Genomic DNA, 23,453 nt, shown 5'->3' with positions numbered 1-23,453 from the left:
ATTTTTAAAATTTAAAAACAAAGTTATTCTTTGCACTTCCTAGCATACATATAAATATATACATAGGTATAATTATATCCATTATATTACAATTATAAAGGGGTTTATCCATGAAAGCTATAACAAAACTTAAATTATTAATTATAGTATTTTTTCTAATATCATTATCCTTTACTGCTATTTATGCACTAGATTCAGTTATTATGCCTACAGTTATGGTAACCTGTGATGCAGAGATGAAAGCTAAGGCAACGGAAATCATTAATAAAGCCATATTTGAGGAGTATTCTAATAACTTTAACTATGGAGAAATAATCAATGTAGAAAAAGACGGGGAAGGCAATATATCAATGATAAGAACGGATACTCTTAAAATGAATAAAATTGCCACTGGTGTAGCGCTTAATGCACAAGAGGAGATACGAAGGATTGGAGAGGTGGGAATTAGATTACCTTTTGGTTATTTAGCAAAAAATAATATACTTGCTTATTATGGTCCTAAGGTTACGGTGAGAATGCAACCCATAGGGCATATAGAAACTAAGTATATTTCAAAGTTTGAAACAGCAGGAATAAACCAAACTAGACACAAAATATATTTAGAGGCTAAAACTAAAATTAAGGTTATAATTCCTATGGCAAGTAGTGATATGGAAATAGTAAATCAGGTTCCAATAGCTGAAACTATTATTGTAGGAAAAGTTCCTCAAACCTCTTTACAAATGGATTTAAATAAGGATTTATTACAAAATGAAACTATTGGTCAGTAGGTTCTTTTTAACTTGGAAATTCATTGAAATATTTCTAATAGATTTATAAGGACAAACTATTAAAGCTGTGTTAAAATTAAATCAATAAATGATTAGTTCAGCAATTATATAGTCTTAATAATTATTGTTGTTTTATTAATTATAGCGAATTTATTAATTATAATTTAAATGGAGGAAACATATGAAAAAAATATATATTATGCTTTCATATACAGGAACAGCTCCTTCTAAGGTAATTAAACTTTTCTCCAGAGAAAAATATTCTCATGTTTCTATTGGTTTGGATTCTGAACTAAAGGAATTATATAGTTTTGCAAGGAAGAAAGTAAATAATCCTTTTATTGGAGGGTTTATAAAAGAGGATATAAAAGATGGGATTTATAAAAAGTTTGAAAATACAAAGTGTTATATTTATGCTATAGAGGTAACTGATGAACAGTACGAAGCTATTAGAAATATAATTAAGGGCTTTGAAATTAAAAAACATAACCTTCATTACAATATGATAGGATTATTAGGGGTACTGGTTAATGTCCCTATAGAAAGAACAAATCATTATTTTTGTTCACAATTTGTATCTGAGGTATTATTAAAGAGTGGAGTTTTAGATTTTAATATTCCACCAGCATTAGTGCAACCCACACACTTTTATAACATGGAGAACAAAGATGTTATATATACGGGGCTTTTACGGGATTATAAGAGACAAGACAGTTTCGACTTTACAACGGCAGCTATTTAAAGAAGTGTGAAATCAACGGTTTAATATTACTGTTGGTTTTATTTTTTTATCGATTTTAAAAAACTATAAAAATACCACCATAGATATTTCTAGGTGGTGTTTTTATGTACAAAATTATTCTTCAGGTGTTTCCCAATTAAATACGTATGGTATGTTTCTGTAGTAGTCACCATAATTTAATCCATAACCTACTACAAATAGATCAGGGATCTCAAAACAACAATAATCAGGTTTCATTTCAATTTTTCTTCTTTCAGGCTTATCTAATAGTGTGCAGCACTTAACACTGTTAGCACCAAGGTTTTTAACGTGATTCATTACAAAATCCATAGTTATTCCACTATCTATTATGTCATCCACCACTAGAACATCATAGCCTTCTATATTATCTGGAACATCATTAACAACCTTACAAACCCCAGAGGTTTCTTCACCGTGGCCATAGCTTGAAGTTGTCATAAATCCAATTTTAGTTGGAACTCCGATTTCTCTAACTAAATCTGCAGTAAAAATGAAGCTTCCTCTTAAAAGTGAAAGAACATATAACTTTTTATCTGCATAGTCTTTAGAGATTTGTGCACCAACTTTAGTGATTGCTACATCAATTTGTTCTTTAGAAAACAATATATTTCTTTGTTTATTTTCCATAAGATTCACACCCTCTAATCTATATTTACAATAATGCCTTTATAGTATAAAATAATATGAAAGTTGTCAAGGGTATATAAGACTATAAAAACATAAATACTTATTATAAAGAATAATGTAGATAAATAACTTTTTAGGTCCAAACTATATTATTCTAAAATAACTTTATTTTAAACAGGGTGGAGATGATTTTATGGTAAATGGAAATACAGAAGGTGTTAAAAAGTTTATATTAAACAAATTAGATGAAATATATGATATGAAATTCGGAAAAGTTGAAGTGCTTACAGAAGAATTAGCAAACCTTTTAAAGGAAGTTACATTAGAATTAGAAAGAGAAGTAAGTGTAGCTATAGATAGAAAAGGTTCTGTAGTAAGTGTAGCTATAGGAGATAGTTCTACTGTAGATATGCCTGAAATTAATATAAAAGAAGGTAAATTATCTTCTATAAGAGTAATACATACTCATCCTAATGGAAATCCAAAACTATCTGCTTTAGATATTTCAGCACTGCTTAAATTGAAATTGGACTGCATAGTAGCCATTGGAGTATCCCAGGATAATCCCCTTTATTTTAATTTAGGCTTTTGCGATGTAAGAAATAATATTTTAATTGAAGAGGAAGTTGGACCTTTAAGTATAGGAAAATTACTAGAGTTTAATTTTCTAGATAGAGTTAAACATGTTGAAAGCTTGATGAAAGATAACGAGATTATTGAGGATAACAGTGAAAGAGCAATTTTAGTAGCAGTTGAAGATGAAGAAAGTCTTCAAGAACTAGAAGAACTAACAAAGGCTTGTAATGTGGAGCCAGTATATAGCATATTGCAAAAAAGAAATAAAATAGATCCAGCTCTATATATTGGAAGTGGAAAGGTTGAAGAAATAGCACTACTAAGACAATCCTTAAGAGCAAATGTAGTAATTTTCGATGAAGAATTATCAGGATCTCAGGTGAGAAATCTTGAGCAAGCTCTGGGTGTTAAGGTAGTTGATAGAACTACTTTAATCTTGGATATATTTGCAAGAAGAGCTAAAACAAAAGAAGCAAAAATTCAAGTAGAGTTATCTCAATTAAAATATAGATTGAGTAGGTTAAGTGGCCTTGGAACCGTTCTTTCAAGAACTGGGGGAGGAATTGGAACTAGAGGACCGGGAGAAAAGAAGTTAGAAACAGATAGAAGACATATAAAGGAAACTATTTATGATTTAAATAGAGAGTTAGAAAAAATTAAAACAACCAGAGCTACACAAAGAGAAGGTAGAAATAAGGATAATATTTCAAGAATTTCTCTTGTGGGCTATACCAATGCTGGAAAGTCAACTTTAAGAAATATTCTTACTGATTTTTCACCACAAAAGTCAGCTGTGACAAAGGAAAAGGTGTTTGAAGCAGATATGCTATTTGCAACCTTAGATATTACTACAAGAGGTATAGTGCTTCCAGATAATAGAGAAGCAACAGTAACTGACACTGTTGGATTCATAAGAAAACTCCCACATGATTTAGTGGAAGCCTTTAAATCAACCTTAGAAGAAGTTGTGTATTCAGATATACTTCTTCATGTAGTAGACTCTTCAAGTGCTACTGCAGCTCTTCAAATAGAAGTAGTTGAAGAGGTGTTAAAAGAATTAGGTGCAGGTGAGAAGCCTACAATTTTAGTATTTAATAAAATTGATAAAACTTCAGAGGAACAATTAATTAGCCTTAAAGAGAAGTTTTCAAAATACAACATCATTGAGATTTCAGCTAAAACTGGTGAAAATTTAGATGAGTTACTTCAAGAGTGCACAAAAATATTACCATATAAATTAAAAAGCTTTAAGGTGATAATACCTTATAGTGATTCCTCAACAGTAGCTTATCTTCATAGAAATGCAAAGGTTGAAGGCGAAGAATACTTAGAAGAAGGAACTTTAGTAAAGGTTCAAGGTGATGAAGAAGTTTATAATAAATGTAAAAATTATATTGTAGAATAGGAAAAGCAGAGGGTTCTCTGCTTTTTCTATTTGTAAGCTACACTAGTAGAATAGTTTACAGGTTTTTGTAGAATAATCATATTAAGAAACCAGTGAAAATAATAAAATCAGTTTTTAGTAGGAGGCTCAAGTTATGGAGGAAGTAATTTGCCCATTGTGTAATGATTTATACAATACAGTTTATAAATGCCATCACTGTGAGGGTGTCATGGAGAATAAAGGACGAGAACAAGAGTATTTTGATGACTACAGTGCTGATGATCCCATAGATGACAATGGAAATTGTTGTGTCCATATATTTAAATGTAATAAATGTGGAGGATTTGAAAGGAAAAACATTGAGAAAATCCATTTATAGTCGTAAAATTAATATGTGATATATAAGATATGACTTTTTAATAGTTCATATCTTATATTTTATAGAGAGATTTACTTATAAGTTATTATATAAACTTCTTATATAATATTAGTTTTGGGGTGAAAATTTAATTTGGTTATTCTGAAATCTTAAGTAAAGTATATAAATTCATATATAAGTAGACACATAATTTTTATTTCTTATAAATAGAGTTTAAGGTGGTAAGAGTTTGAGCAGCGGATTAGTAAAATACAATTGGGATTTCATAGAAAACTATAGCGAAGAAGAAATAACCTATTTCCTGCATTTAGAAGGAAAATCTTTAGAGGCTATTAGTAAAATTAGAAACTTAGATAAGGTTACAATACAAAAGCAGATAATTAATGCTAAAATTAAATATAGATATTTAGTTAAAAGTTCCAGCATAGATGAATTATTTAAATCCTTAGCTAAGGCCGATAAATCGGAAAGGATTTACGTTTTAAACAGCTTAGATAAGGTGAACAAAGAAAAACTTAAAGACTTTATAAAAAGAAATTATATGGAATTAACTCTAAAGGACAAAGAGTCAGCAATTTGGATTATAGGAGAATTGAGAATAGAGGAATGTGTAGATATTTTAATTAAGGGAACTGTAAATAATCATGTTAATATAAGAAGATTAGCCGTATCTGCACTAGGAAAGCTTGCTCATGAAAAAGGAGAAGTTGCACTAATTAGAGCTTTAAGTGATGCTAATTCTCAGGTGGTTTCCTATGCTATAAAATCACTTCAAAAGCTTAAATCCAAGAGAGCTGTCCCAAAAGTTAGAGAAATTTTAGATGCAAGTGATAAGCCGTACATTCAAAAGGCTTGTGAAGAATTTTTATTAGCTCTAGAGGAAGATTTAAAACTTTAGGAGAGGGGGAGAATTTTGAGCTATTTTACAGTAAGAAATGAAGCTGTTGCTGAATTTGAAGAGAAAAAGTCCGTGTTTATTGGACATGTTAAAAGAGTACATACGGAAGAGGAAGCTAAAGAGTTTATTAACAAAGTAAAAGGTCAACATAAAGAAGCAAGACATAATGTTTATGCTTATGCAATTGGTGTAAATAAAGGAATTCAAAGATATAGTGATGATGGAGAGCCACAGGGCACAGGGGGAATTCCAGTACTGGAAGTTCTTAAAAAAAGTGACTTAACAGATATAGTTGTAGTAGTAACAAGATACTTTGGAGGAATTCTCCTAGGGACAGGAGGCCTTGCAAGAGCATATTCTAAGGGAGCTTCCTTGGCAATAGGGGAAAGTGGAGTAGTGGAAAAAGTTCTTGGAGTGCCCTTGAGAATCACCATAGATTATGAGTTACTAGGAAAGATCCAATATGTTTGTAGCACTAATCAGTGGCATATTGAAGATACAGTTTACACAGACAAGGTAGAAATTTTAATGTACTGTGAATCAACTATGATAAAACAAATAAGTGACACCTTAACTGAAAATACCAATGGAAAACTGGTTATTAGTGAAGGGGATGAAGAATATTTCTTTAAACAGGATAATAGGCTTTATGTAGTGAATTAACCAGATTTGAAATTAATATGGTGGGTATGATATAATGTTTAGGTTATTTTGTATAATAAGGAAACTTTAGGCGTTTGAAAATGCCTTATATATAGTTAGGAGGAAATAATATGTCCGGACATTCAAAGTGGCATAATATACAAGCTAAAAAAAGCAAAGTAGATGCAAAAAGAGGAAAGATTTTCACAAAAATTGGTAAGGAGTTAATGGTAGCTGCTAAAACTGGTGGTTCTAATCCAGAAACTAATAACAAACTAAGAGACGTTATTGCTAAAGCAAAAGCTGCAAACATGCCTCAAGATACAATTACTAGAGCAATTAAAAAGGCAGCAGGAGAACTTGAAGGTGTAACTTATGAAGAGATTACATATGAAGGTTATGGTCCAAATGGAGTGGCAGTTATAGTAGAAACATTAACTGATAATAAAAACAGAACTGCTGGTAACGTAAGATATGCATTTTCTAAACATGGTGGAAACATGGGTTCAAGTGGCTGTGTAGGATTTATGTTCCAAAAGAAGGGCGAAATAATTATAGAAAAAACTGATAACATTGATGAAGATGAGTTAATGATGATGGCCCTTGATGCTGGTGCAGAGGATTTCTCATCAGAGGAAGAAGTTTATGTTGTAACAACAACTTCAGAAGATTTCGGTACAGTTAGAGAGAATCTTGAAAGCAATGGAATAGAGTTCTTGGAAGCTGAAGTTAAGTTAGTAGCAGATACAACTACTGAATTAGATATGGAAACATCAGTTAAATTCCAAAAGATGCTTGATGCACTTGAGGATGATGACGATGTACAAGATGTTTGGCATAATGCCGAGTTCCCAGAGGAGTTTGAAGGCTAGTAGACAAATCAATGTTTTGAGAGGATTTAACTTAATACTAAATTTTGATTCATTGTGATATACATACAGATTATTCTGTGGATTAAGATAAATGTTGAAATTTAAATTCTATGGGTAATGATATACGTAAAATCACTCTAGAGGTTGTATAAAACAACTAAAGGAGTGATTTTTGTTTTCAAAATAAGCTTTAATAAATAAGATACCTTAGTGTTATAATAACACTGTTGTACTTTATATATGCTTGAAAACTTATTCTGGTTGTGATATATCTATAATAGACTTTAAAGTTGGAAAATCATAGGATATAGAAGGGTTTGATTAATAATGAATAACTATAAATTTCAATATGAAGACAAAGAATTTGAGCTTAAGGAAGAGAATTGCGATTATATAAATAATGAGGAAGTGGAAAATTTTAATATTTCAGCGGTGTTAGAACTATTAAATAAAGGTGAAGAGGTTGGCTTTACAGCTGAGTATTATGACAGTTGTTGTGAGGAATGCAAGTTCAATAGAAAAGATGATACTAAGTTCTTTGAATTTCTTGAATATCATTTTTATATGTTTACAAAGGACAATAATTATGTTTTAAGCACAATATCTCCTGAATATAAGGATGTTACTTTAACTTCTTTAGTTAAGGATAAAAAAATAGATAACAGTTATATAGTAAGTATCTTAGTTTGCAAAAACTGCGGTACTTGGGCTATCGAAGTTGAACAATGTGATATGTAATTCCTAATTAAGAAGCTTTATTTAGAGCTTCTTTTTATTTTATAAGAATTTACAAGAAAAGTTTAATATAATTCATTAATATAAAAAAACAAGTGTTACTGTGCACTTTAGTTTACAAATGTAAAACTTCTGTGTAGTCATATAAAAATATTCAAATTATTAAGAAAAAGTGATAAAATGGGAAATGATAACATTAATTTTTATAGGGGGCGAAGTCAATGAAAGAAAACTGGAGTTTAAAAGAATTATATTCTTCTTTTGATAGTGAAGAATATAGCCGTGATATGGCAAAATGTGATGAGTATGTTAAAGCGTATATAGATTTTGCAAACTCACTAGATACTTATGAGTGCAAAAAGGAATTGTTAGAAAAGTATATTACTCTTAATACAGAGATGATAATAAACTTTAATAAAGTTTTAAGTTTTGCATCTTTAATTTTAAGTGTGGATACTAATAACACTGAAGCACAGAAGAATATGGAAATTGGGGAAGAAAAGTATAGTAAAATTGCAGAACCATCTGCTAAGGTTTACAAATTTATTGGTAGCATAGAAAACCTACAAGAAATTATCCAAAGCTCAGATAAATTAAAGGTATATGAATTCTTCTTAACATCTATAGCAGAAGAAAGCAAATATATGCTAAGTGATAAAGAAGAAGGAATTATTGCCAAGATGAGAACTACAGGTTCAAGTGCTTGGTCCAAGATGAAAAACTTAGTAACTTCTAACTTAAGAGTGGAAATTGAAGAAAATGGAGAATTAAAATCTGTACCGCTTACTGTAGCTAGAAATTTAGCTCATCATAAGGAGGGGAAGGTAAGAAAGGCTGCTTATGAGGCAGAACTGAAAGCTTATTCAAAGGTTGAAGAGGCAGTGGCTGCAGCTCTTAATGGAATTAAAGGTGAAGTTATAACTGTAGCTAACTTGAGAGGTTTTGAGTCCCCATTGCATGAGAGCTTATTTAAATCTAGAATGAGTAAAGAAACTCTAGATGCAATGATTACTGCTATGAAGGAGAGCCTTCCAACCTTTAGAAAGTATTTAAGAAGAAAAGGTGAGTTATTAGGACATAATAACGGACTTCCTTTTTATGAATTATTTGCACCAATGGGAAATGTAGAAATGGAATTTGAATATGAAAAAGGTAAGGCTTTTGTTGAGGCAAACTTTAGAAGCTTTAGCCATAAGTTAGGGGACTTTGCAAAAAGAGCCTTTGATAATAGTTGGATAGATGTTTACCCAAGAGAAGGAAAAGTAGGAGGAGCTTTCTGCAGCAATCTTCAAATGATAGGTGAAAGCCGTATAATGCTTAACTATGGTAATACCTTAAGTGATGTAATAACCATGGCTCATGAACTTGGACATGGTTATCATGGAGAGTGCTTAAAGGATGAATTATATTTAAATAGTGACTATCCAATGCCAATTGCAGAAACTGCATCAACCTTCTGTGAAACTATAGTAAAGAAGGCTGCTATAAAAACAGCTACAGAGGAAGAAGCCTTTTCAATTTTAGAAAATGAAATTTCAGATAGCACTCAAATAATTGTAGATATCTTAAGCAGATTTATCTTTGAAAGTAATTTATTTGAAAATAGAAAAGTAAGCTCATTAAGCAGTGAGGAATTAAAAAACTTAATGATAGAAGCTCAAAAGGAAGCTTATGGAGATGGACTAGATCAGGAATATCTACATCCTTATATGTGGGTATGCAAACCACACTACTATGAAGCAGGATATAACTTCTACAACTTCCCATATGCTTTTGGATTATTATTTGCAAAGGGCTTATATGCAGAATACTTAAAAAGAGGAGAATCCTTTGTTGAAGAGTATGATAAGTTACTTAGTGTTACAGGAAAATTAAAAGTAGCTGAGGTTACTAAGATAATGAACATTGATATTAACTCAGTTGATTTCTGGAGAGGTTCTTTAAGCATCATTGAAGAAGATATTGAGAAATTCTTAGAGCTAAGCTTGAAGAGATAAAAATTATTAAGAAATGAACAAGTTCTTTAGGTTAAACTGCTTTAGAAGGAATTTTAATTCTAGCTTAAACAACATGGAGCAGTTACTCTTTTAAGTGCTGGTTAAAATATTGTGGGAAATCATAATTCTAAATAAGGGAACTGGTTTGTAATGCACAAGAGTGCATTACAAACCAGTTTCTTTTTATTTATGTAAAGGTGAAGTATTTTTTGAGGTAAAGAGTAAAGTTAAGTCCACATCAGGTATATGGAGTGAATTTATATAAATGAATAATTAAAGAAATACTTCACAAAATATTAAAAAAATCAATGAATAATTGTATAAAAATCTTTAGAGTGGTGATAATCCCTTATAGGAGGGATATTATGTTAAAAGAATTTAAACAAAATAAGATGTTTTATATAGTTATAACATTCATTGCCATATGTCTTTTTACTGCTAGTTATGCTCTTAGTTTGAGCTTCATAAATAAAGGAACCCATGGTGATAATCTAGATGAGAGTGTATTAGCAGAGACAAAGGAAACTAGTTTTATAAAGGAAAATGGTGTTATTATTACAAAAGATACAAAACTAGAATTTTTAGTAAGATATGCCAATTGTTTGGACCACATTAAAGCTGATAATAAGATTGACGAAAGTATTAAAATTGAAAAGGAAAAATTAATAGGGCTTAATGAAAGTCAATTAGAGGAAATTTTTAAGAAGTTCGGATATAAACTTCAACAGTTTACCAAAAATGATGCTATTTTCATTAAGGAGGTAGCAGGATATAATTATTCCCCTGACAGTTATTTTATAGGTATTAAAGATAATAATATGGTTATATATAAGAAGGAAAAGGATGAAAGCATTAGAGTAGTTGAAAGCAAAATTATAAATCCAAAAAGAGAAGATAATTCCAACATAACATTAAAGGACATAGAGGACAAAGGTAATCTTTTAAAATCTTTGTATTATGGGGATAAAGATTATCAGTTTTCAAATATACAAGATGCTGTAGAATATGGTCAGTCACTTTGTAGCACATAACAAAAAACCTTAAGGATGATTATTCCTTAAGGTTTTTTGTTGAATTGTGGTATTATAGATGGTAAAGTAATATATAGTTGTTATAGGCTTCCAATGCAAACATAATTAAGAAATCTAAGTTGGAATACTTCAATATGGTTTAAGTTTGAATTTTCATTTTTCATAAAATAAATAAGATAACAGGTGATTATATATGTACGAATACATAAAGGGAACTTTTATAGGATTAGCTAAAGATTACATAGTAGTTGAAAATATGGGAATAGGTTATAAGGTATTTACCTCAGGCAGCACCATATCTAGTTTACCTTCTGTAGGTGCAGATATTACTCTGTATCTTCAGCAAGTGGTTAGAGAAGATTTTATTGGATTATATGGATTTTTAACTAAAGATGAAATAGGGATGTTTAATTTACTACTTACTATTAATGGTGTGGGAGCTAAAGCTACTTTATCCTTAATGTCTATTTGTAATGTTACTAATCTTCAATATGCTATACTCAGTGGAGATGAAAAAACTTTGACTAAGGCACCGGGGATTGGCAAAAAAACAGCCCAAAGAATAATATTAGAACTTAAGGATAAGATTAAATTAGAAGATACAGTTTCTAAAAACACTAGCATCTCAGCTGTTGAAAGCAATGAAGAAAGAATTTCGGAAGTTTTTGGAGCTCTTATTGCTTTGGGTTATTCAGAGAAGGAAGCGGAAAAAGCTTTAAGCAATGTGGATAAATCCAAATCCATAGAAGATATGATAAAAGGATGTTTGCAAGTTTTAATGAATTAAAACTTTTTAATTCATTAAAAACTCTTTAAAAAGGGGAGGATGCTATGGAGGAAAGAGTTATTTCTTCTGAATTTAAAGAAGAGGATGTAGAAGTAGAATATTCTTTAAGACCCCAAAGGCTTAAGGAATACATAGGACAGGAAAAAGTTAAGGAAAGATTAAGCATATTTTTGCAGGCAGCAAAAATCAGAAAAGAGCCTTTGGACCATGTATTATTGTATGGACCACCAGGACTTGGAAAAACTACTTTAGCAAATATTATTGCTAAAGAAATGGGTGGCAACTTAAAAATAACTTCGGGTCCTGCTATTGAGAGAGCAGGAGATTTAGCAGCGATACTTACGGGATTAAGCAATTTTGATGTGCTTTTTATAGATGAGATTCATAGGCTGAATAGAGCTGTAGAGGAAATTCTTTATCCAGCTATGGAAGATTATTCTTTAGATATTGTTATTGGTAAAGGAGCTTCTGCAAAGTCTATAAGACTTGACTTACCTAAGTTTACCTTAATTGGGGCAACTACTAGAGCGGGACTTTTAACCTCTCCCTTAAGAGATAGGTTTGGGGTAATGTGTCCAATGGAATACTATGATGAAGAGCAATTAAAAGAAATTGTTATAAGATCTTCAAGTATTTTAAATGTGGGAATGGATGAAGATGCTGCAATTGAAGTTGCAAAGCGTTCAAGGGGTACACCAAGGATTGCAAATAGACTACTTAAAAGAGTCCGAGATTATTGTTTAGTAAAAGGTCATGGACACATAGATTTTAATACTGTAAAATTAGCAGCAGAGCTTTTAGAGATAGATAGTGAAGGTTTTGATAGAGTTGATAATAAGATTTTAGAAGCTATCATTGATAATTTTGGAGGAGGACCTGTGGGACTTGAAACTCTTGCTTACTATATAGGGGAAGAAGTTGGAACCATAGAGGATGTGTATGAACCTTATTTGATTCAAAAAGGGTTTATTATTAGAACTCCTAGAGGAAGAGTTGCTTCTAATAAGGCTTATAATCATTTAAATAGAGCAATTCCAGAAGGGAAATTGTTTTAAAACTAAGAAAAAAGGGGTGTTAACATTGAAGGTTAAAGATTTTAGTTTTCATCTTCCAGAAGAATTAATAGCACAACATCCTTTAGAAAAAAGAGATGAATCAAGATTAATGGTGTTAGATAAAAGTACTGGACATATTGAACATAAGATTTTCAAAGATATAATTGGTTACCTTGAAGAAGGTGATTGCCTAGTTTTAAATGATACTAGGGTTATGCCAGCAAGACTTTATGGTTCGAAGGAAGGTTCTGGAGGGAAAATGGAGTTTCTTCTTCTAAGAAGATTAGAAAAGGACATATGGGAAACTCTAGTTAAACCAGGAAAACGTGCTAAGGTTGGAGCTACCTTTACTTTTGGAAATGGAGAGCTTAAAGCGGAAGTTATAGAAGTTTTAGATAATGGAAATAGGAAAGTTAAATTTTTCTACGAAGGAATTTTTGAAGCTGTACTAGATGCTCTAGGAGAAATGCCATTACCACCTTATATTACAGAAAAGCTGGAAGATAAGGAAAGATATCAAACTGTATATTCTAAAGAAGTTGGATCAGCAGCGGCGCCTACAGCAGGGCTTCATTTTACTAAGGAATTATTGGAGGAAATTAAAGCTAAGGGAATTAATATTGCCTTTGTAACCTTACACGTAGGCTTAGGAACCTTTAGGCCGGTAAAAGCTGAGAATATAGAAGAACATGAAATGCATGAAGAATACTATTACTTAAATAGTGAAAATGCAGAAATAATAAATAGAACTAAGGAAAAAGGGAAAAAAGTTATCGCGGTAGGAACTACTTCTAACAGAACTTTAGAGAGCATTGCAGATGAAAATGGCAGAGTTAGAGAAGCTTCAGGTTATACTAGTATATTTATTTATCCGGGTTATAAATTTAAAATAGTAGATGCCTTAATAACTAATTTCCACCTTCCAGAATCTACATTAATAATGTTAATTAGTGCTTTTTCAAACAGAGAAATTATTATGAATGCTTATAATGTTGCTGTGGAAAACAAATATAGATTTTTTAGTTTTGGAGATGCTATGTTTATCCACTAATTCCTAAGAAACACCAGATGATCTTTCAATAAGGTTTCATAGATACAAGTTTGAGGCAAATTTGAATTACTTACAATTTAACAAGGTATGTTTTAGTGGATGTTGTTATATAAGTGGCTTTAGAAAATAGGACTAGTGTTTATGATGAATAAAATATATAAGTAACTAAAAGGACGGGATAACATGTATAAGTTACTAAAAAAATCAGGAAAAGTTAGAAGAGGTGAATTCCACACTCCTCATGGGGTGATACAAACTCCAGTATTTATGAATGTTGGTACTTTAGCAGCTATTAAGGGTGCTGTATCCTCTATGGATTTAAAGGAAATAGAATGCCAAGTGGAACTATCAAATACATATCACCTACATTTAAGACCAGGAGACAAAGTAGTAAAGCAGATGGGAGGACTTCATCAGTTTATGAATTGGGATAGACCAATTTTAACAGATTCTGGTGGGTTTCAAGTTTTTTCCTTAGCTTCCATGAGAAAGATTAAGGAAGAAGGGGTTTACTTTAGTTCTCACATAGATGGAAGAAGGATATTCATGGGACCAGAGGAAAGTATGCAAATACAAAGCAATTTAGCGTCAACAATTGCTATGGCTTTTGATGAATGTATTCCAAATCCTTCAACGAGAGAATATGTAATTAACTCTGTGGCAAGAACTACTAGATGGCTTGAAAGATGCAAAGTTGAAATGGATAGATTAAATTCATTACCAGATACTATAAACAAAAAGCAAATGCTATTTGGTATAAATCAAGGTGGAACCTATGAGGATATAAGAATAGAACATGCTAAAACCATTACTAAAATGGATTTAGATGGATATGCTATCGGAGGCCTTGCTGTTGGAGAAACTCATGAAGAAATGTATAGAGTTATTGATGCAGTAGTACCTCATCTTCCAGAAGATAAGCCTATATACTTAATGGGAGTAGGACTTCCAAGCAATATATTAGAGGCAGTTTCTAGGGGAGTGGACTTTTTCGATTGTGTGTTACCAGCTAGAAATGGAAGACATGGACATGTATTCACTAAATATGGTAAAATAAATTTAATGAATGCAAAGTTCGAGTTAGACAGCAATCCTATAGATGAAGAATGTCAGTGTCCAGCGTGCAAGCACTACACAAGAGCTTATATAAGACACTTATTTAAGGCTAAGGAAATGTTAGCTATGAGACTTTGTGTATTGCATAATTTATATTTCTATAATAAGCTTATGGAAGATATAAGAAGTGCCATTGATGGAGATTACTTTGAGGCTTTTAAAGAAGAGAAGCTAAATCAATGGAACGGAAGAGCATAAGAGAAGGGAGGAAATATTATGAATCAAATAATGGCTTTTGCACCTATGATAATTGTTCTTGGATTATTTTATCTTATGATTTTCGTACCAGAAAAGAAAAGAAAAAAACAATACAATGATATGTTATCATCATTAAAAGTAAATGATGAGGTTGTGTCAAAGGGTGGTATAATGGGTAAAATTATAAACATCCAAGAAGACTATATCATTTTAGAGACAGGTCCAGACAGAGCTAGAATAAAATTAGCTAAAATGGGTATTGGTCAAGTTACTACTAACGAGACAGAAAAATAATATATTGTGAATAATTCCCCCTATTTACTCATATTTATTATATAGATGGGGGGGATTATATATGTATAAAAGATTAAAATACTCATGTATAGGTCAAGGAGTCCTAAGAGCATCAATCACCACAATGCTTTGCGTACTAATTTATTCTTTAATCACAGCTTTTACACCCTTTAGCCCTAAGGTTACTTCTGCATTTATTGTAGTGTTAACTTTATTAAGTGTATTGTATGGTTCAGTTTATGCAACTTTGCAGTCGGGAAATAAAGGATGGCTTATTGGATTATTAGTAGCAGTTTTCTACATGTTAATACTTTACATAGTATCTGTACTATGTGGAAAAGGTTTTGGTGTTGATGGAGGAGACTTTATAAGATTATTGCTTGCAATGGCAGTAGGATCATTATCAGGAATGTTAGCAGTAAATCTAGGAGATTAAAATAGTAAGGTTAGCAAAAATGCTAGCTTTGTTATAAATAATAATCATGCAAGTGGAGGAACAAAAATGAAACACATCAAAACAATCAACAAATCAAACATCAAAGAAAGTTTAAAGAAACCAGGTTGCAAAGAGTGTGCTAACTCTTGTCAATCAGCATGCAAAACTTCATGCACAGTAGCTAATTTAGCTTGTGAAAACTAATTATCTAAAGAGGCAGTAACTAAGGGTTACTGCTTTGTGTTTAGTTGGGAGGAAAAAAATGTCATTAGTTCATAAATTTATACAAGGAAATGATTTTTATATTATAGATGTTAATTCTGGAGCAGTACACCTAGTAGATGAAATAGTTTATGACTTTCTAGATGAAGACAAGCTAATATCTAAGGAAGAAATTATTAAAGAATATGGCAATAAATATTCTTTAGAAGAAATAGAGGAAGTATATAATGAGTTAGAGGAATTAGTGAAGGAAGAAGTTCTGTACTCTAAGGATTTATATGAAGATATAGCTATGAAAAGCGGACAAGCAGAGGTGAATATTAAAGCTTTATGCTTAAATATTATTCATGATTGCAACTTAAAATGCAAATATTGCTTTGCTGATGAAGGAGAATATAACAGTGGATGTAGAAAACCTATGTCTGCTGAAATAGGAAAAAGAGCTATAGATTTTGTTATTAAAAACTCAGGACCAAGAAGAAATATTGAGGTAGACCTATTTGGGGGAGAGCCTTTAATGGCCTTTGATACCATAAAAGAAATAGTAGATTATGCAAGAGAGCAAGAAAAGCTTCATAAAAAAGTAATTAGATTTACTATGACTACTAATGCTACTCTTTTAAATGATGAAACTATGGATTATTTAGATAAGAATATGGGAAATATAGTTCTTAGCATTGATGGAAGAAAAGAAATCAACGATAAGGTAAGAATAAGATTTGATGGAACAGGATGCTATGATAGTATACTTCCTAAAATCAAAAAGATGGTAGAAGTTAGAGATAAATCAAAGTCTTATTATGTTAGAGGTACATTTACAAGAGAAAATACTGATTTCTTTGAAGATGTGAAGCATATGGCAGACTTAGGCTTTGAGGAAATTTCTATTGAACCTGTAGTTCTTCCAGATGAGCATCCTCTTTCTTTAAGAGAGGAAGATTTACCTACTATATTTAATCAATATGATATGCTTTACGACGAAATGTTAAAACGTCATGAAGAAGGTAAGGACTTTAAATTTTATCATTTCAATATAGATTTACAGGGAGGACCTTGTGTTTACAAGAGAATTTCAGGTTGTGGAGCAGGTCATGAGTATGTAGCTATTACTCCAGATGGAGATATTTACCCTTGTCATCAATTTGTTGGAAAAGAAGAATTTTTAATGGGAAATATTTCAGAAGGTGTAAAAAACTTTGATTTAGTCAAGAATTTTAAAGAGGCTCACATATATAATAAGCCAACCTGTAAAACTTGCTGGGCTAGATTCTACTGTAGTGGAGGTTGTCAAGCTAATAACTTTAACTTTAACGGTGATATCCATGTTCCTTATGAGATAGGCTGTGAAATGCAGAAGAAAAGAATTGAATGTGCTATAGCATTAAAAAGTAAGATAATGGGTAATTAGTGGAAATCTCCACTAATTACCTATGATTGACTATTTTTTTAGTAAGATTTATAATCTACATTATATATATTAATTTTGAATAACGTGAAAGGGGATAAAAATGAAAAAGGGTAAAAGTGGCTTTTTATTAATTATTAGTGTTTTATTAATTGCCCTATTAGCTTATTCAGGACTTTTTGGATTAAAACTAGGGGACTATAGGGTTAAGTCCTTTGGTCAATCAATAAGTAAAGGTCTTGACTTAGTTGGGGGAACCTCTTTATTAATGGAAATTAAAGCAGATAATGTGGATTCTAATGTTTTAAATAGAACAGTAGAATTAATTTCTAGAAGAGTAAACAAAGAGGGAACAAGTGAAGTTTCAGTGGTTCCAGAGGGAAATAAAAGGATTAGAATTGAAATACCGGGTGAGTCTGACACGGATAAAGTGTTAAACACTATTGGTAAAACAGGAGAATTAACTTTTGTAGACCCAGATGGAAATGTAATTTTAACAGGAAAAGAAGTTAAGGAAGCTACAGCTTATATTACAAAAGATAACCAAAATGTAGTTAATTTAAAGCTTAATGATGAAGGAAAACAAAAGTTTGCAGAGGCAACAGAAAAATTCATTGGTAAGCAAATTACTATAAAGATGGATGAAGATGTGTTAACTGCACCAACAGTAAATGAAGTAATAAATGCAGGGGAAGCAGTTATTACTGGTATGAAAAATATCGAAGAAGCAAATTCAATAGCAAATATAATACAATCTGGTGCATTACCTGTGCCAGTAGAAGCAGTTTCAGTTAAAACTGTAGGACCGACTATAGGGCTTGAAGCAATGGGACTTAGTGTAAAAGCAGGGATGGTTGGACTAATCTGCGTTATGCTATTTATGATGCTTTATTATAGAGCACCAGGAATAATTGCATCAATTGCAGTATCTCTTTATGTAGTACTAGTACTATATGTATTCTCAGCTTTTGGAGTGGTATTAACTCTTTCCGGTGCCGCAGCTGTAATCTTAACCATTGGTATGGCTGTTGATGCGAATGTACTTATATTCGAGAGAACTAAAGAGGAATTAAAGATGGGGAAATCTATTAGATCAGCTGTAGACTCAGGATTTGATAGAGCTTTATCTTCAATTTTAGATTCTAACATAACAACTATAATTGGTGGATTAGTATTATACTTTATGGGAACTGGGGCAGTAAAAGGCTTCGCTGTAACCCTAATGATAGGTATAATAGTAAGTATTTTTACCGCTCTTACTGTTACTAAATTCTTATTAAAGCATACAATAAATGCTGGAATAATAACTAAACCATCACACTTCGGTGTAAAAAGGGGGTAGGATTATGTTACAAATAATTAAAAAGACTAAAGTTTGGTTTACTATTTCAATAGTATTAACAATAATTGGGATATCCTTCCTTCTTACTAAGGGATTGAATTATGGTATAGATTTTAAAGGTGGTACTTTAATATCTATGAACATAAATAAAGAATTTAAAAAAGCTGATGTGGATGCTATTGTAGATAAGTATGCAAAGGGAAAATATTCTACAAAGGTTGCCAATGAAGGAAAAGAAATAGAAATTATTGTGCAAGAAGGAGTACTTAATGAAGAAGGGGTTAACAATCTGATTAAAGATGTAAAAACTCAGTATTCCTTAGAAGATAGTGCCGTAATAGGAAGTGAAACTATAGGTGCAAGTGTAGGTAATGAACTTAAGCAAAAGGCAATTTGGGCATTAATTGTGGCTAATGGAGCTATATTACTTTATGTGGCAATGCGTTTTGAATTAAACTTTGCAATAGCTGCTATAATTGCTCTTGTTCATGATGTATTCCTAACAGTATCTTTCTATTCTATCTTAGGAATACAAGTTAACACTCCTTTCATTGCAGCTATATTAACCATCGTAGGTTATTCTATAAACGATACTATTGTTGTATTTGACAGAATAAGAGAAAATGTTAAGAAAAATAGAAGAATGCCTTCAGAGGAAGTTGCTAATATTAGTATAAATGAAACTATGGCAAGATCTATCAATACTACTTTAACGACTTTAATAACAATAACTGCTGTTTATATCTTTGTTCCATCTATTAGAGAATTCTCTTTACCACTAATAATTGGTATAGCTTGTGGAGCTTATTCTTCAATATTTATAGCTAGCCCACTTTGGGTTGTATTGAAGAAAAGAAAAGGTAAAAATAAAAAGGCTGTAGCAGCGTAAAATTTATATTTAGATAAGTCAGAAACTACTTCTTGTAGATTTCTGGCTTATTTTTTCGAAAAATGTTTGTAATAAGGGGAATTTTAAATTATAATATATGTGTTTTCTATTTATTTGGAGGAGAGCACATGGAAGAGATTTTCAAGGTTAATCAGTATAATCCACTACTTTTAAGAAATATGAAAAGTGCATTGAATAGAATAGTGAAAGCAATAAATGAAAGAGAAAAAATAGTTATCTATGGATATTATGACTTTGATGGAGTAACTGCAATTTCACTTTTAATGCTAGTTTTAAAGTATTTAAATGCTGATGTTGAATACTTTATTCCAAGTGAAGTGAGAATTGAAAGGATTCTAAGTAAAAATGATGTAAATAGTTATATAAAATATTTAGGAGCAGATTTAATTATTACAGTTGGATGCGGTACAAGTTCTGAAGAAGGTATTCAGTTTTGTGAAAAAAACAATATAGACGTAATAGTTACAGATTATCATAGCTATAATTCATGTTATTCAGAAGGCATAGTGATAAACCCTAATAACCCTATATGTAACTATCCTTTTAAGGAGCTGGGCTCAGCGGGAGTTGCTTATAAGCTGGCTGAAACCATTTCTTTTTATTATAAAATGACTTGTTTACAAAAATATTTAGACTTAGTGATGATTGGTACAGTAACTAAAAAACTTTCAATTAGGGGAGAGAACAAATTCTTCGTGGAAGAAGGGTTAAAACAGTTAAAATCCACCAATAATTATGGAATAAAAGCACTGTTAGAAGAACATAATACCCATTATAAAGAGGATTTTTTTAACCTTGAAACTATAGCTAGTATTTTTCCAGAAATGATTCCAGAGGAGAGGATAAACAACTCTAGGATTATTGTAGAGCTTTTAACTACTAACGATAGCTATAGGGCAGCGCAAATTTCTAAATATCTTTATAGTGAAATTAAAAGAAGAGCTAAAAATTAAAAATGCTATAATAGTAGCAAGAACAGCAAATGCACTATTTGTGCTTTGTTGCATAAGTACATAAAAGTAATATATAATAGTAAAGTATAATAAACACTTAAAAACAGAAAATGTTCGTAAAAATCCATGAGGGGGAATAAAAGTGAATTTTAAAGAAAAAATTAGAGTTATAGATGGATTTCCAAAAGAAGGTATTAGTTTTAAAGATGTAACTACGCTTTTACAAGATGGAGAGGCGTTAAAGGTAACAATAGATACCATAGCAGAGTATTTAAAAGATAAAAATATAGACATCGTAGTTGGACCAGAGGCAAGAGGATTTTTATTTGGAGTACCTGTAGCTTATGCTTTAGGAGCAGGTTTTGTGCCAGTTAGAAAACCAGGGAAACTTCCTTATGATACAATGAAAGTAGAATATGATTTAGAGTATGGAAGTGATGTTTTAGAGATACACAAAGATGCTATAAAACCAGGTCAAAGAGTTGCTATTGTAGATGATTTATTAGCTACAGGAGGAACAGTAGGTGCTGTTGCTAAACTTATTGAAGAAGTTGGTGGAGAGTTAGTATCAATAAACTTTGTAATTGAACTTACAGAGTTAAATGGAAGAAGTAAATTAGGCAATCATGACATTATGTCAGTGGTACAATACGATTTATAAAATCTGACAATTAGCTCAACTAAAAATTGCATTAATTTAGGTTGTGGTATATAATATTATGTAGTAAAAATAGTTGGCTGGTTATGTAACCAGCCTTTAGTTTTAGGAGTGAATCCAATGATTGAGAAACTAATTGAGAAAATTAATAATAATTGTCACAATGTAGATGTGGATTTTATACATAAAGCATATACTTTTTCTCTTAATGCCCATAAAAATCAGAAAAGGGAATCTGGAGAACCATACATAATTCATCCTTTAGAGGTGGCGTGCATATTGGCAGAGTTAGGACTTGATACCTCTACTATTGCTGCAGGCCTTTTACATGATGTTATAGAAGATACAGAATATACATATGAGCAAGTTTGCGAATTATTTAGTGTAGAAATTGCAAATTTGGTAGAGGGCGTTTCAAAACTTGGAAAGATTAAATACAAATCTAAAGAAGAACAACAAGCTGACAATGTGAGAAAAATGCTTCTTGCTATGGCAAGGGACATTAGAGTAATTCTTATAAAGCTTGCAGATAGATTACATAATATGAGAACTTTAAAGTATATGCCAGAAAGTAAGCAAAAGGAAAAAGCTAAAGAAGTATTGGATATTTTTGCTCCACTGGCTCATAGACTTGGAATTTCTAAAATTAAGTGGGAGCTAGAAGATTTAGCTCTTAGATACTTACAACCAACAAAATATTATGAACTTGTAAAACTTATTTCTGACAAGAGAGCAGAGAGAGAAGAACAAATAAATCATATTATTTCTCAATTAAAACTACATTTAGCTATGGTAAGCATTAAGGCAGACATAGAAGGTAGACCAAAGCATTTCTATAGCATCTATAGAAAAATGGAAAGTAAAAATAAAAATATAGATCAAATTTTTGATTTAACAGCTATAAGAATTTTAGTTGATGATATTGGTAGTTGCTATGCAGCACTAGGAATAGTTCATACTATGTATAAACCAATTCCAGGTAGGTTTAAGGATTACATTGCTATGCCAAAGCCAAATATGTATCAATCACTCCATTCTACTGTAATTGGTCCTTTTGGAAAGCCTTTTGAAATACAGATTAGAACCTATGACATGCATAGAACAGCAGAATACGGTATTGCTGCCCATTGGAAATATAAAGAAACTAACAATACAGATGGAGATAGTTCCTTAGACTCAAAGCTATCTTGGTTAAGAGAAATGCTAGAATGGCAAGGGGAAACTTCTGATGCTGAGGAATTTATGGAAGGTTTTAAAATAGATTTGTTTTCGGACGAAGTATTTGTATTCACTCCAAAAGGGGATGTTATAAGTCTTCCAAGTGATTCAACACCTATAGATTTTGCTTACGCTATTCATACCGATGTTGGTCATAGGTGTACTGGGGCAAAGATAAATGGAAAAATAGTTACCTTGGAATATTGTTTAAAAACTGGGGAAATAGTTGAGGTGCTAACTTCACCAAATACTAAGGGACCTAGCATTGATTGGCTTAATATTGCAAAGAGTAACCAAGCAAAAAGTAAAATTAAAGCTTGGTTTAAAAAGGCTAATAGAGAAGAAAGTATAGAAAAGGGCAAAGAAGTTGTTGAGAAGGAAGCAAAAAAACAAGGATATTCCTTCGGAGTAATTTCAAAGTCTGCAACTCTTGAAAAAGTTCTTAAAAGATATAATTTAAAGAATTTAGAAGACCTATTTGCTACAGTAGGGGTAGGTGATATTAATCCTTTTAATTTAGTTACTAAATTAAGAGAAGCCTATGAAGCTAAAGAAAAAGAAGTAGAGAGCAATAGTTCTGTAATAGAACAGTTTAATAAAGAACAGCCAAGAAAAACTACTAGTTACAATAACTATTCAGGACTACAAGTAAAAGGGACTTCTAATGTTCACTCTAGGTTTGCAAAATGTTGTAGCCCAGTACCTGGAGACGAAATTGTAGGTTATATCACTAAAGGAAAAGGGGTATCTGTTCATAGAAGTGATTGTAAAAATCTTTTATCTCTTCAAGAAACGGAGCCAGATAAGATAATTGAGGTTTCTTGGGGTAATGAAACTGGTGAAAATTATATAACAGATATACAGATAAGAGGGGAAGATAGACTAGGACTTCTCACAGATATAATTGAAATCTTAGGACTAACAAAAACTAATATTTTATCTATAAATGGGAAGACCCTAAAGAGTGGAGAAGCATTAGTTAATATAAAAATAAAAATAATTAATGTAGAGCACTTAAAACAAGTCCAAAGCAAGATTAGAAGATTAAAAGGTGTTAGAGACGTATATAGAATTAAGCATTAAAATATGGGTTTTGCATGAGCCTTGTATTATAAAATTATCTTAAGATTACTT

The 23,453-nt window shown here is 31.3% G+C and carries 24 protein-coding genes; 23 read left to right on the top strand and 1 reads right to left on the bottom strand.

What is annotated here, in order from left to right; genetic code table 11:
• Positions 1 to 110: 110 nt before the first annotated feature.
• Together yunB and B3040_RS12065 are read left to right on the top strand one after the other, a co-directional pair.
• Positions 111 to 770 carry a sporulation protein YunB gene (gene yunB, locus B3040_RS12070; RefSeq protein WP_291573607.1) on the top strand — a complete coding sequence of 220 codons (660 nt, stop codon included), beginning with the start codon at positions 111 to 113 and terminating at the stop codon, positions 768 to 770.
• Between the two features lie 181 nt (positions 771 to 951).
• Positions 952 to 1,512: a hypothetical protein gene (locus tag B3040_RS12065; RefSeq protein WP_291573605.1), complete on the top strand. Its 561-nt coding sequence runs from the start codon at positions 952 to 954 to the stop codon at positions 1,510 to 1,512.
• 114 nt (positions 1,513 to 1,626) lie between these two features.
• Here the strand turns inward: B3040_RS12065 and hpt are convergent, their stop codons facing one another.
• Positions 1,627 to 2,160: a hypoxanthine phosphoribosyltransferase gene (hpt, locus tag B3040_RS12060; protein WP_017414664.1), complete on the bottom strand. Its 534-nt coding sequence runs from the start codon at positions 2,158 to 2,160 to the stop codon at positions 1,627 to 1,629.
• A 193-nt stretch (positions 2,161 to 2,353) separates the two neighbouring features.
• On the opposite strand from hpt, the gene hflX reads away from it, so the two are divergent.
• The 21 genes from hflX to B3040_RS11955 all read left to right on the top strand — a co-directional run bounded on the left by hflX (position 2,354) and on the right by B3040_RS11955 (position 23,402).
• On the top strand, positions 2,354 to 4,141 hold the full coding sequence (gene hflX, locus B3040_RS12055; protein ID WP_291573602.1) for a GTPase HflX: 1,788 nt from the start codon (positions 2,354 to 2,356) through the stop codon (positions 4,139 to 4,141).
• Positions 4,142 to 4,274: 133 nt separating this feature from the next.
• On the top strand, positions 4,275 to 4,499 hold the full coding sequence (locus B3040_RS12050; RefSeq protein ID WP_291573600.1) for a hypothetical protein: 225 nt from the start codon (positions 4,275 to 4,277) through the stop codon (positions 4,497 to 4,499).
• 229 nt (positions 4,500 to 4,728) lie between these two features.
• On the top strand, positions 4,729 to 5,397 hold the full coding sequence (locus B3040_RS12045; protein WP_291573598.1) for a HEAT repeat domain-containing protein: 669 nt from the start codon (positions 4,729 to 4,731) through the stop codon (positions 5,395 to 5,397).
• 15 nt (positions 5,398 to 5,412) lie between these two features.
• Positions 5,413 to 6,060, top strand: a complete 648-nt coding sequence (locus tag B3040_RS12040; protein WP_291573597.1) for a YigZ family protein — start codon at positions 5,413 to 5,415, stop codon at positions 6,058 to 6,060.
• Between the two features lie 110 nt (positions 6,061 to 6,170).
• Positions 6,171 to 6,911, top strand: a complete 741-nt coding sequence (locus B3040_RS12035; RefSeq protein WP_291573595.1) for a YebC/PmpR family DNA-binding transcriptional regulator — start codon at positions 6,171 to 6,173, stop codon at positions 6,909 to 6,911.
• A 327-nt stretch (positions 6,912 to 7,238) separates the two neighbouring features.
• On the top strand, positions 7,239 to 7,649 hold the full coding sequence (locus tag B3040_RS12030) for a DUF3785 family protein (protein ID WP_291573593.1): 411 nt from the start codon (positions 7,239 to 7,241) through the stop codon (positions 7,647 to 7,649).
• Positions 7,650 to 7,867: 218 nt separating this feature from the next.
• Complete coding sequence (locus tag B3040_RS12025) at positions 7,868 to 9,643, top strand: M3 family oligoendopeptidase (protein WP_291573592.1); 1,776 nt, start codon at positions 7,868 to 7,870, stop codon at positions 9,641 to 9,643.
• 365 nt (positions 9,644 to 10,008) lie between these two features.
• The gene (locus B3040_RS12020; protein ID WP_291573590.1) at positions 10,009 to 10,674 is read left to right on the top strand and encodes a hypothetical protein; all 666 of its coding nucleotides are present in this window, start codon (positions 10,009 to 10,011) and stop codon (positions 10,672 to 10,674) included.
• Between the two features lie 193 nt (positions 10,675 to 10,867).
• Positions 10,868 to 11,461, top strand: a complete 594-nt coding sequence (ruvA, locus tag B3040_RS12015; RefSeq protein ID WP_291573588.1) for a Holliday junction branch migration protein RuvA — start codon at positions 10,868 to 10,870, stop codon at positions 11,459 to 11,461.
• A 44-nt stretch (positions 11,462 to 11,505) separates the two neighbouring features.
• Positions 11,506 to 12,516, top strand: a complete 1,011-nt coding sequence (gene ruvB / locus B3040_RS12010) for a Holliday junction branch migration DNA helicase RuvB (protein ID WP_017414654.1) — start codon at positions 11,506 to 11,508, stop codon at positions 12,514 to 12,516.
• 25 nt (positions 12,517 to 12,541) lie between these two features.
• Positions 12,542 to 13,567: a tRNA preQ1(34) S-adenosylmethionine ribosyltransferase-isomerase QueA gene (gene queA, locus B3040_RS12005; protein ID WP_291573586.1), complete on the top strand. Its 1,026-nt coding sequence runs from the start codon at positions 12,542 to 12,544 to the stop codon at positions 13,565 to 13,567.
• Between the two features lie 183 nt (positions 13,568 to 13,750).
• Entirely contained in the window at positions 13,751 to 14,881 is a 1,131-nt protein-coding gene (gene tgt, locus B3040_RS12000) for a tRNA guanosine(34) transglycosylase Tgt (RefSeq protein WP_017414652.1), read from the top strand.
• 18 nt (positions 14,882 to 14,899) lie between these two features.
• Complete coding sequence (yajC, locus tag B3040_RS11995) at positions 14,900 to 15,175, top strand: preprotein translocase subunit YajC (RefSeq protein ID WP_017414651.1); 276 nt, start codon at positions 14,900 to 14,902, stop codon at positions 15,173 to 15,175.
• A 61-nt stretch (positions 15,176 to 15,236) separates the two neighbouring features.
• Entirely contained in the window at positions 15,237 to 15,611 is a 375-nt protein-coding gene (locus B3040_RS11990) for a TIGR04086 family membrane protein (protein ID WP_291573582.1), read from the top strand.
• Positions 15,612 to 15,677: 66 nt separating this feature from the next.
• The gene (gene scfA, locus B3040_RS11985) at positions 15,678 to 15,815 is read left to right on the top strand and encodes a six-cysteine ranthipeptide SCIFF (protein ID WP_017414649.1); all 138 of its coding nucleotides are present in this window, start codon (positions 15,678 to 15,680) and stop codon (positions 15,813 to 15,815) included.
• A gap of 58 nt (positions 15,816 to 15,873) precedes the next feature.
• The gene (gene scfB, locus B3040_RS11980) at positions 15,874 to 17,241 is read left to right on the top strand and encodes a thioether cross-link-forming SCIFF peptide maturase (RefSeq protein WP_291573579.1); all 1,368 of its coding nucleotides are present in this window, start codon (positions 15,874 to 15,876) and stop codon (positions 17,239 to 17,241) included.
• A 100-nt stretch (positions 17,242 to 17,341) separates the two neighbouring features.
• Positions 17,342 to 18,580, top strand: coding sequence for a protein translocase subunit SecD (secD, locus tag B3040_RS11975; protein ID WP_291573577.1), 1,239 nt, complete (start codon positions 17,342 to 17,344; stop codon positions 18,578 to 18,580).
• A gap of 4 nt (positions 18,581 to 18,584) precedes the next feature.
• Entirely contained in the window at positions 18,585 to 19,469 is an 885-nt protein-coding gene (secF, locus tag B3040_RS11970) for a protein translocase subunit SecF (protein WP_291573575.1), read from the top strand.
• Between the two features lie 128 nt (positions 19,470 to 19,597).
• Positions 19,598 to 20,443, top strand: a complete 846-nt coding sequence (locus B3040_RS11965) for a DHH family phosphoesterase (protein WP_291573573.1) — start codon at positions 19,598 to 19,600, stop codon at positions 20,441 to 20,443.
• A 142-nt stretch (positions 20,444 to 20,585) separates the two neighbouring features.
• On the top strand, positions 20,586 to 21,104 hold the full coding sequence (locus tag B3040_RS11960) for an adenine phosphoribosyltransferase (RefSeq protein ID WP_017414644.1): 519 nt from the start codon (positions 20,586 to 20,588) through the stop codon (positions 21,102 to 21,104).
• Between the two features lie 117 nt (positions 21,105 to 21,221).
• Positions 21,222 to 23,402, top strand: a complete 2,181-nt coding sequence (locus tag B3040_RS11955; RefSeq protein ID WP_291573570.1) for a RelA/SpoT family protein — start codon at positions 21,222 to 21,224, stop codon at positions 23,400 to 23,402.
• Positions 23,403 to 23,453 lie beyond the last annotated feature (51 nt).

Source organism: Clostridium sp. UBA4548 (assembly GCF_002387895.1).
Lineage (GTDB): Bacteria > Bacillota > Clostridia > Clostridiales > Clostridiaceae > Clostridium_J.
Note: the sequence above shows the minus strand (reverse complement) of the source record. Positions and strands in the feature narration are given on the sequence as shown.

Coding starts and splice junctions, on each gene's coding strand:
- yajC (WP_017414651.1), top strand. CDS start 14,900: ATGAATCAAATAATGGCTTTTGCACCTATGATAATTGTTCTTGGATTA.
- B3040_RS11955 (WP_291573570.1), top strand. CDS start 21,222: ATGATTGAGAAACTAATTGAGAAAATTAATAATAATTGTCACAATGTA.
- hflX (WP_291573602.1), top strand. CDS start 2,354: ATGGTAAATGGAAATACAGAAGGTGTTAAAAAGTTTATATTAAACAAA.
- ruvA (WP_291573588.1), top strand. CDS start 10,868: ATGTACGAATACATAAAGGGAACTTTTATAGGATTAGCTAAAGATTAC.
- scfA (WP_017414649.1), top strand. CDS start 15,678: ATGAAACACATCAAAACAATCAACAAATCAAACATCAAAGAAAGTTTA.
- scfB (WP_291573579.1), top strand. CDS start 15,874: ATGTCATTAGTTCATAAATTTATACAAGGAAATGATTTTTATATTATA.
- B3040_RS12065 (WP_291573605.1), top strand. CDS start 952: ATGAAAAAAATATATATTATGCTTTCATATACAGGAACAGCTCCTTCT.
- B3040_RS12035 (WP_291573595.1), top strand. CDS start 6,171: ATGTCCGGACATTCAAAGTGGCATAATATACAAGCTAAAAAAAGCAAA.
- secD (WP_291573577.1), top strand. CDS start 17,342: ATGAAAAAGGGTAAAAGTGGCTTTTTATTAATTATTAGTGTTTTATTA.
- B3040_RS12030 (WP_291573593.1), top strand. CDS start 7,239: ATGAATAACTATAAATTTCAATATGAAGACAAAGAATTTGAGCTTAAG.
- B3040_RS12025 (WP_291573592.1), top strand. CDS start 7,868: ATGAAAGAAAACTGGAGTTTAAAAGAATTATATTCTTCTTTTGATAGT.
- B3040_RS12020 (WP_291573590.1), top strand. CDS start 10,009: ATGTTAAAAGAATTTAAACAAAATAAGATGTTTTATATAGTTATAACA.
- hpt (WP_017414664.1), bottom strand. CDS start 2,160: ATGGAAAATAAACAAAGAAATATATTGTTTTCTAAAGAACAAATTGAT.
- B3040_RS12050 (WP_291573600.1), top strand. CDS start 4,275: ATGGAGGAAGTAATTTGCCCATTGTGTAATGATTTATACAATACAGTT.
- B3040_RS11990 (WP_291573582.1), top strand. CDS start 15,237: ATGTATAAAAGATTAAAATACTCATGTATAGGTCAAGGAGTCCTAAGA.
- secF (WP_291573575.1), top strand. CDS start 18,585: ATGTTACAAATAATTAAAAAGACTAAAGTTTGGTTTACTATTTCAATA.
- tgt (WP_017414652.1), top strand. CDS start 13,751: ATGTATAAGTTACTAAAAAAATCAGGAAAAGTTAGAAGAGGTGAATTC.
- yunB (WP_291573607.1), top strand. CDS start 111: ATGAAAGCTATAACAAAACTTAAATTATTAATTATAGTATTTTTTCTA.
- ruvB (WP_017414654.1), top strand. CDS start 11,506: ATGGAGGAAAGAGTTATTTCTTCTGAATTTAAAGAAGAGGATGTAGAA.
- B3040_RS11965 (WP_291573573.1), top strand. CDS start 19,598: ATGGAAGAGATTTTCAAGGTTAATCAGTATAATCCACTACTTTTAAGA.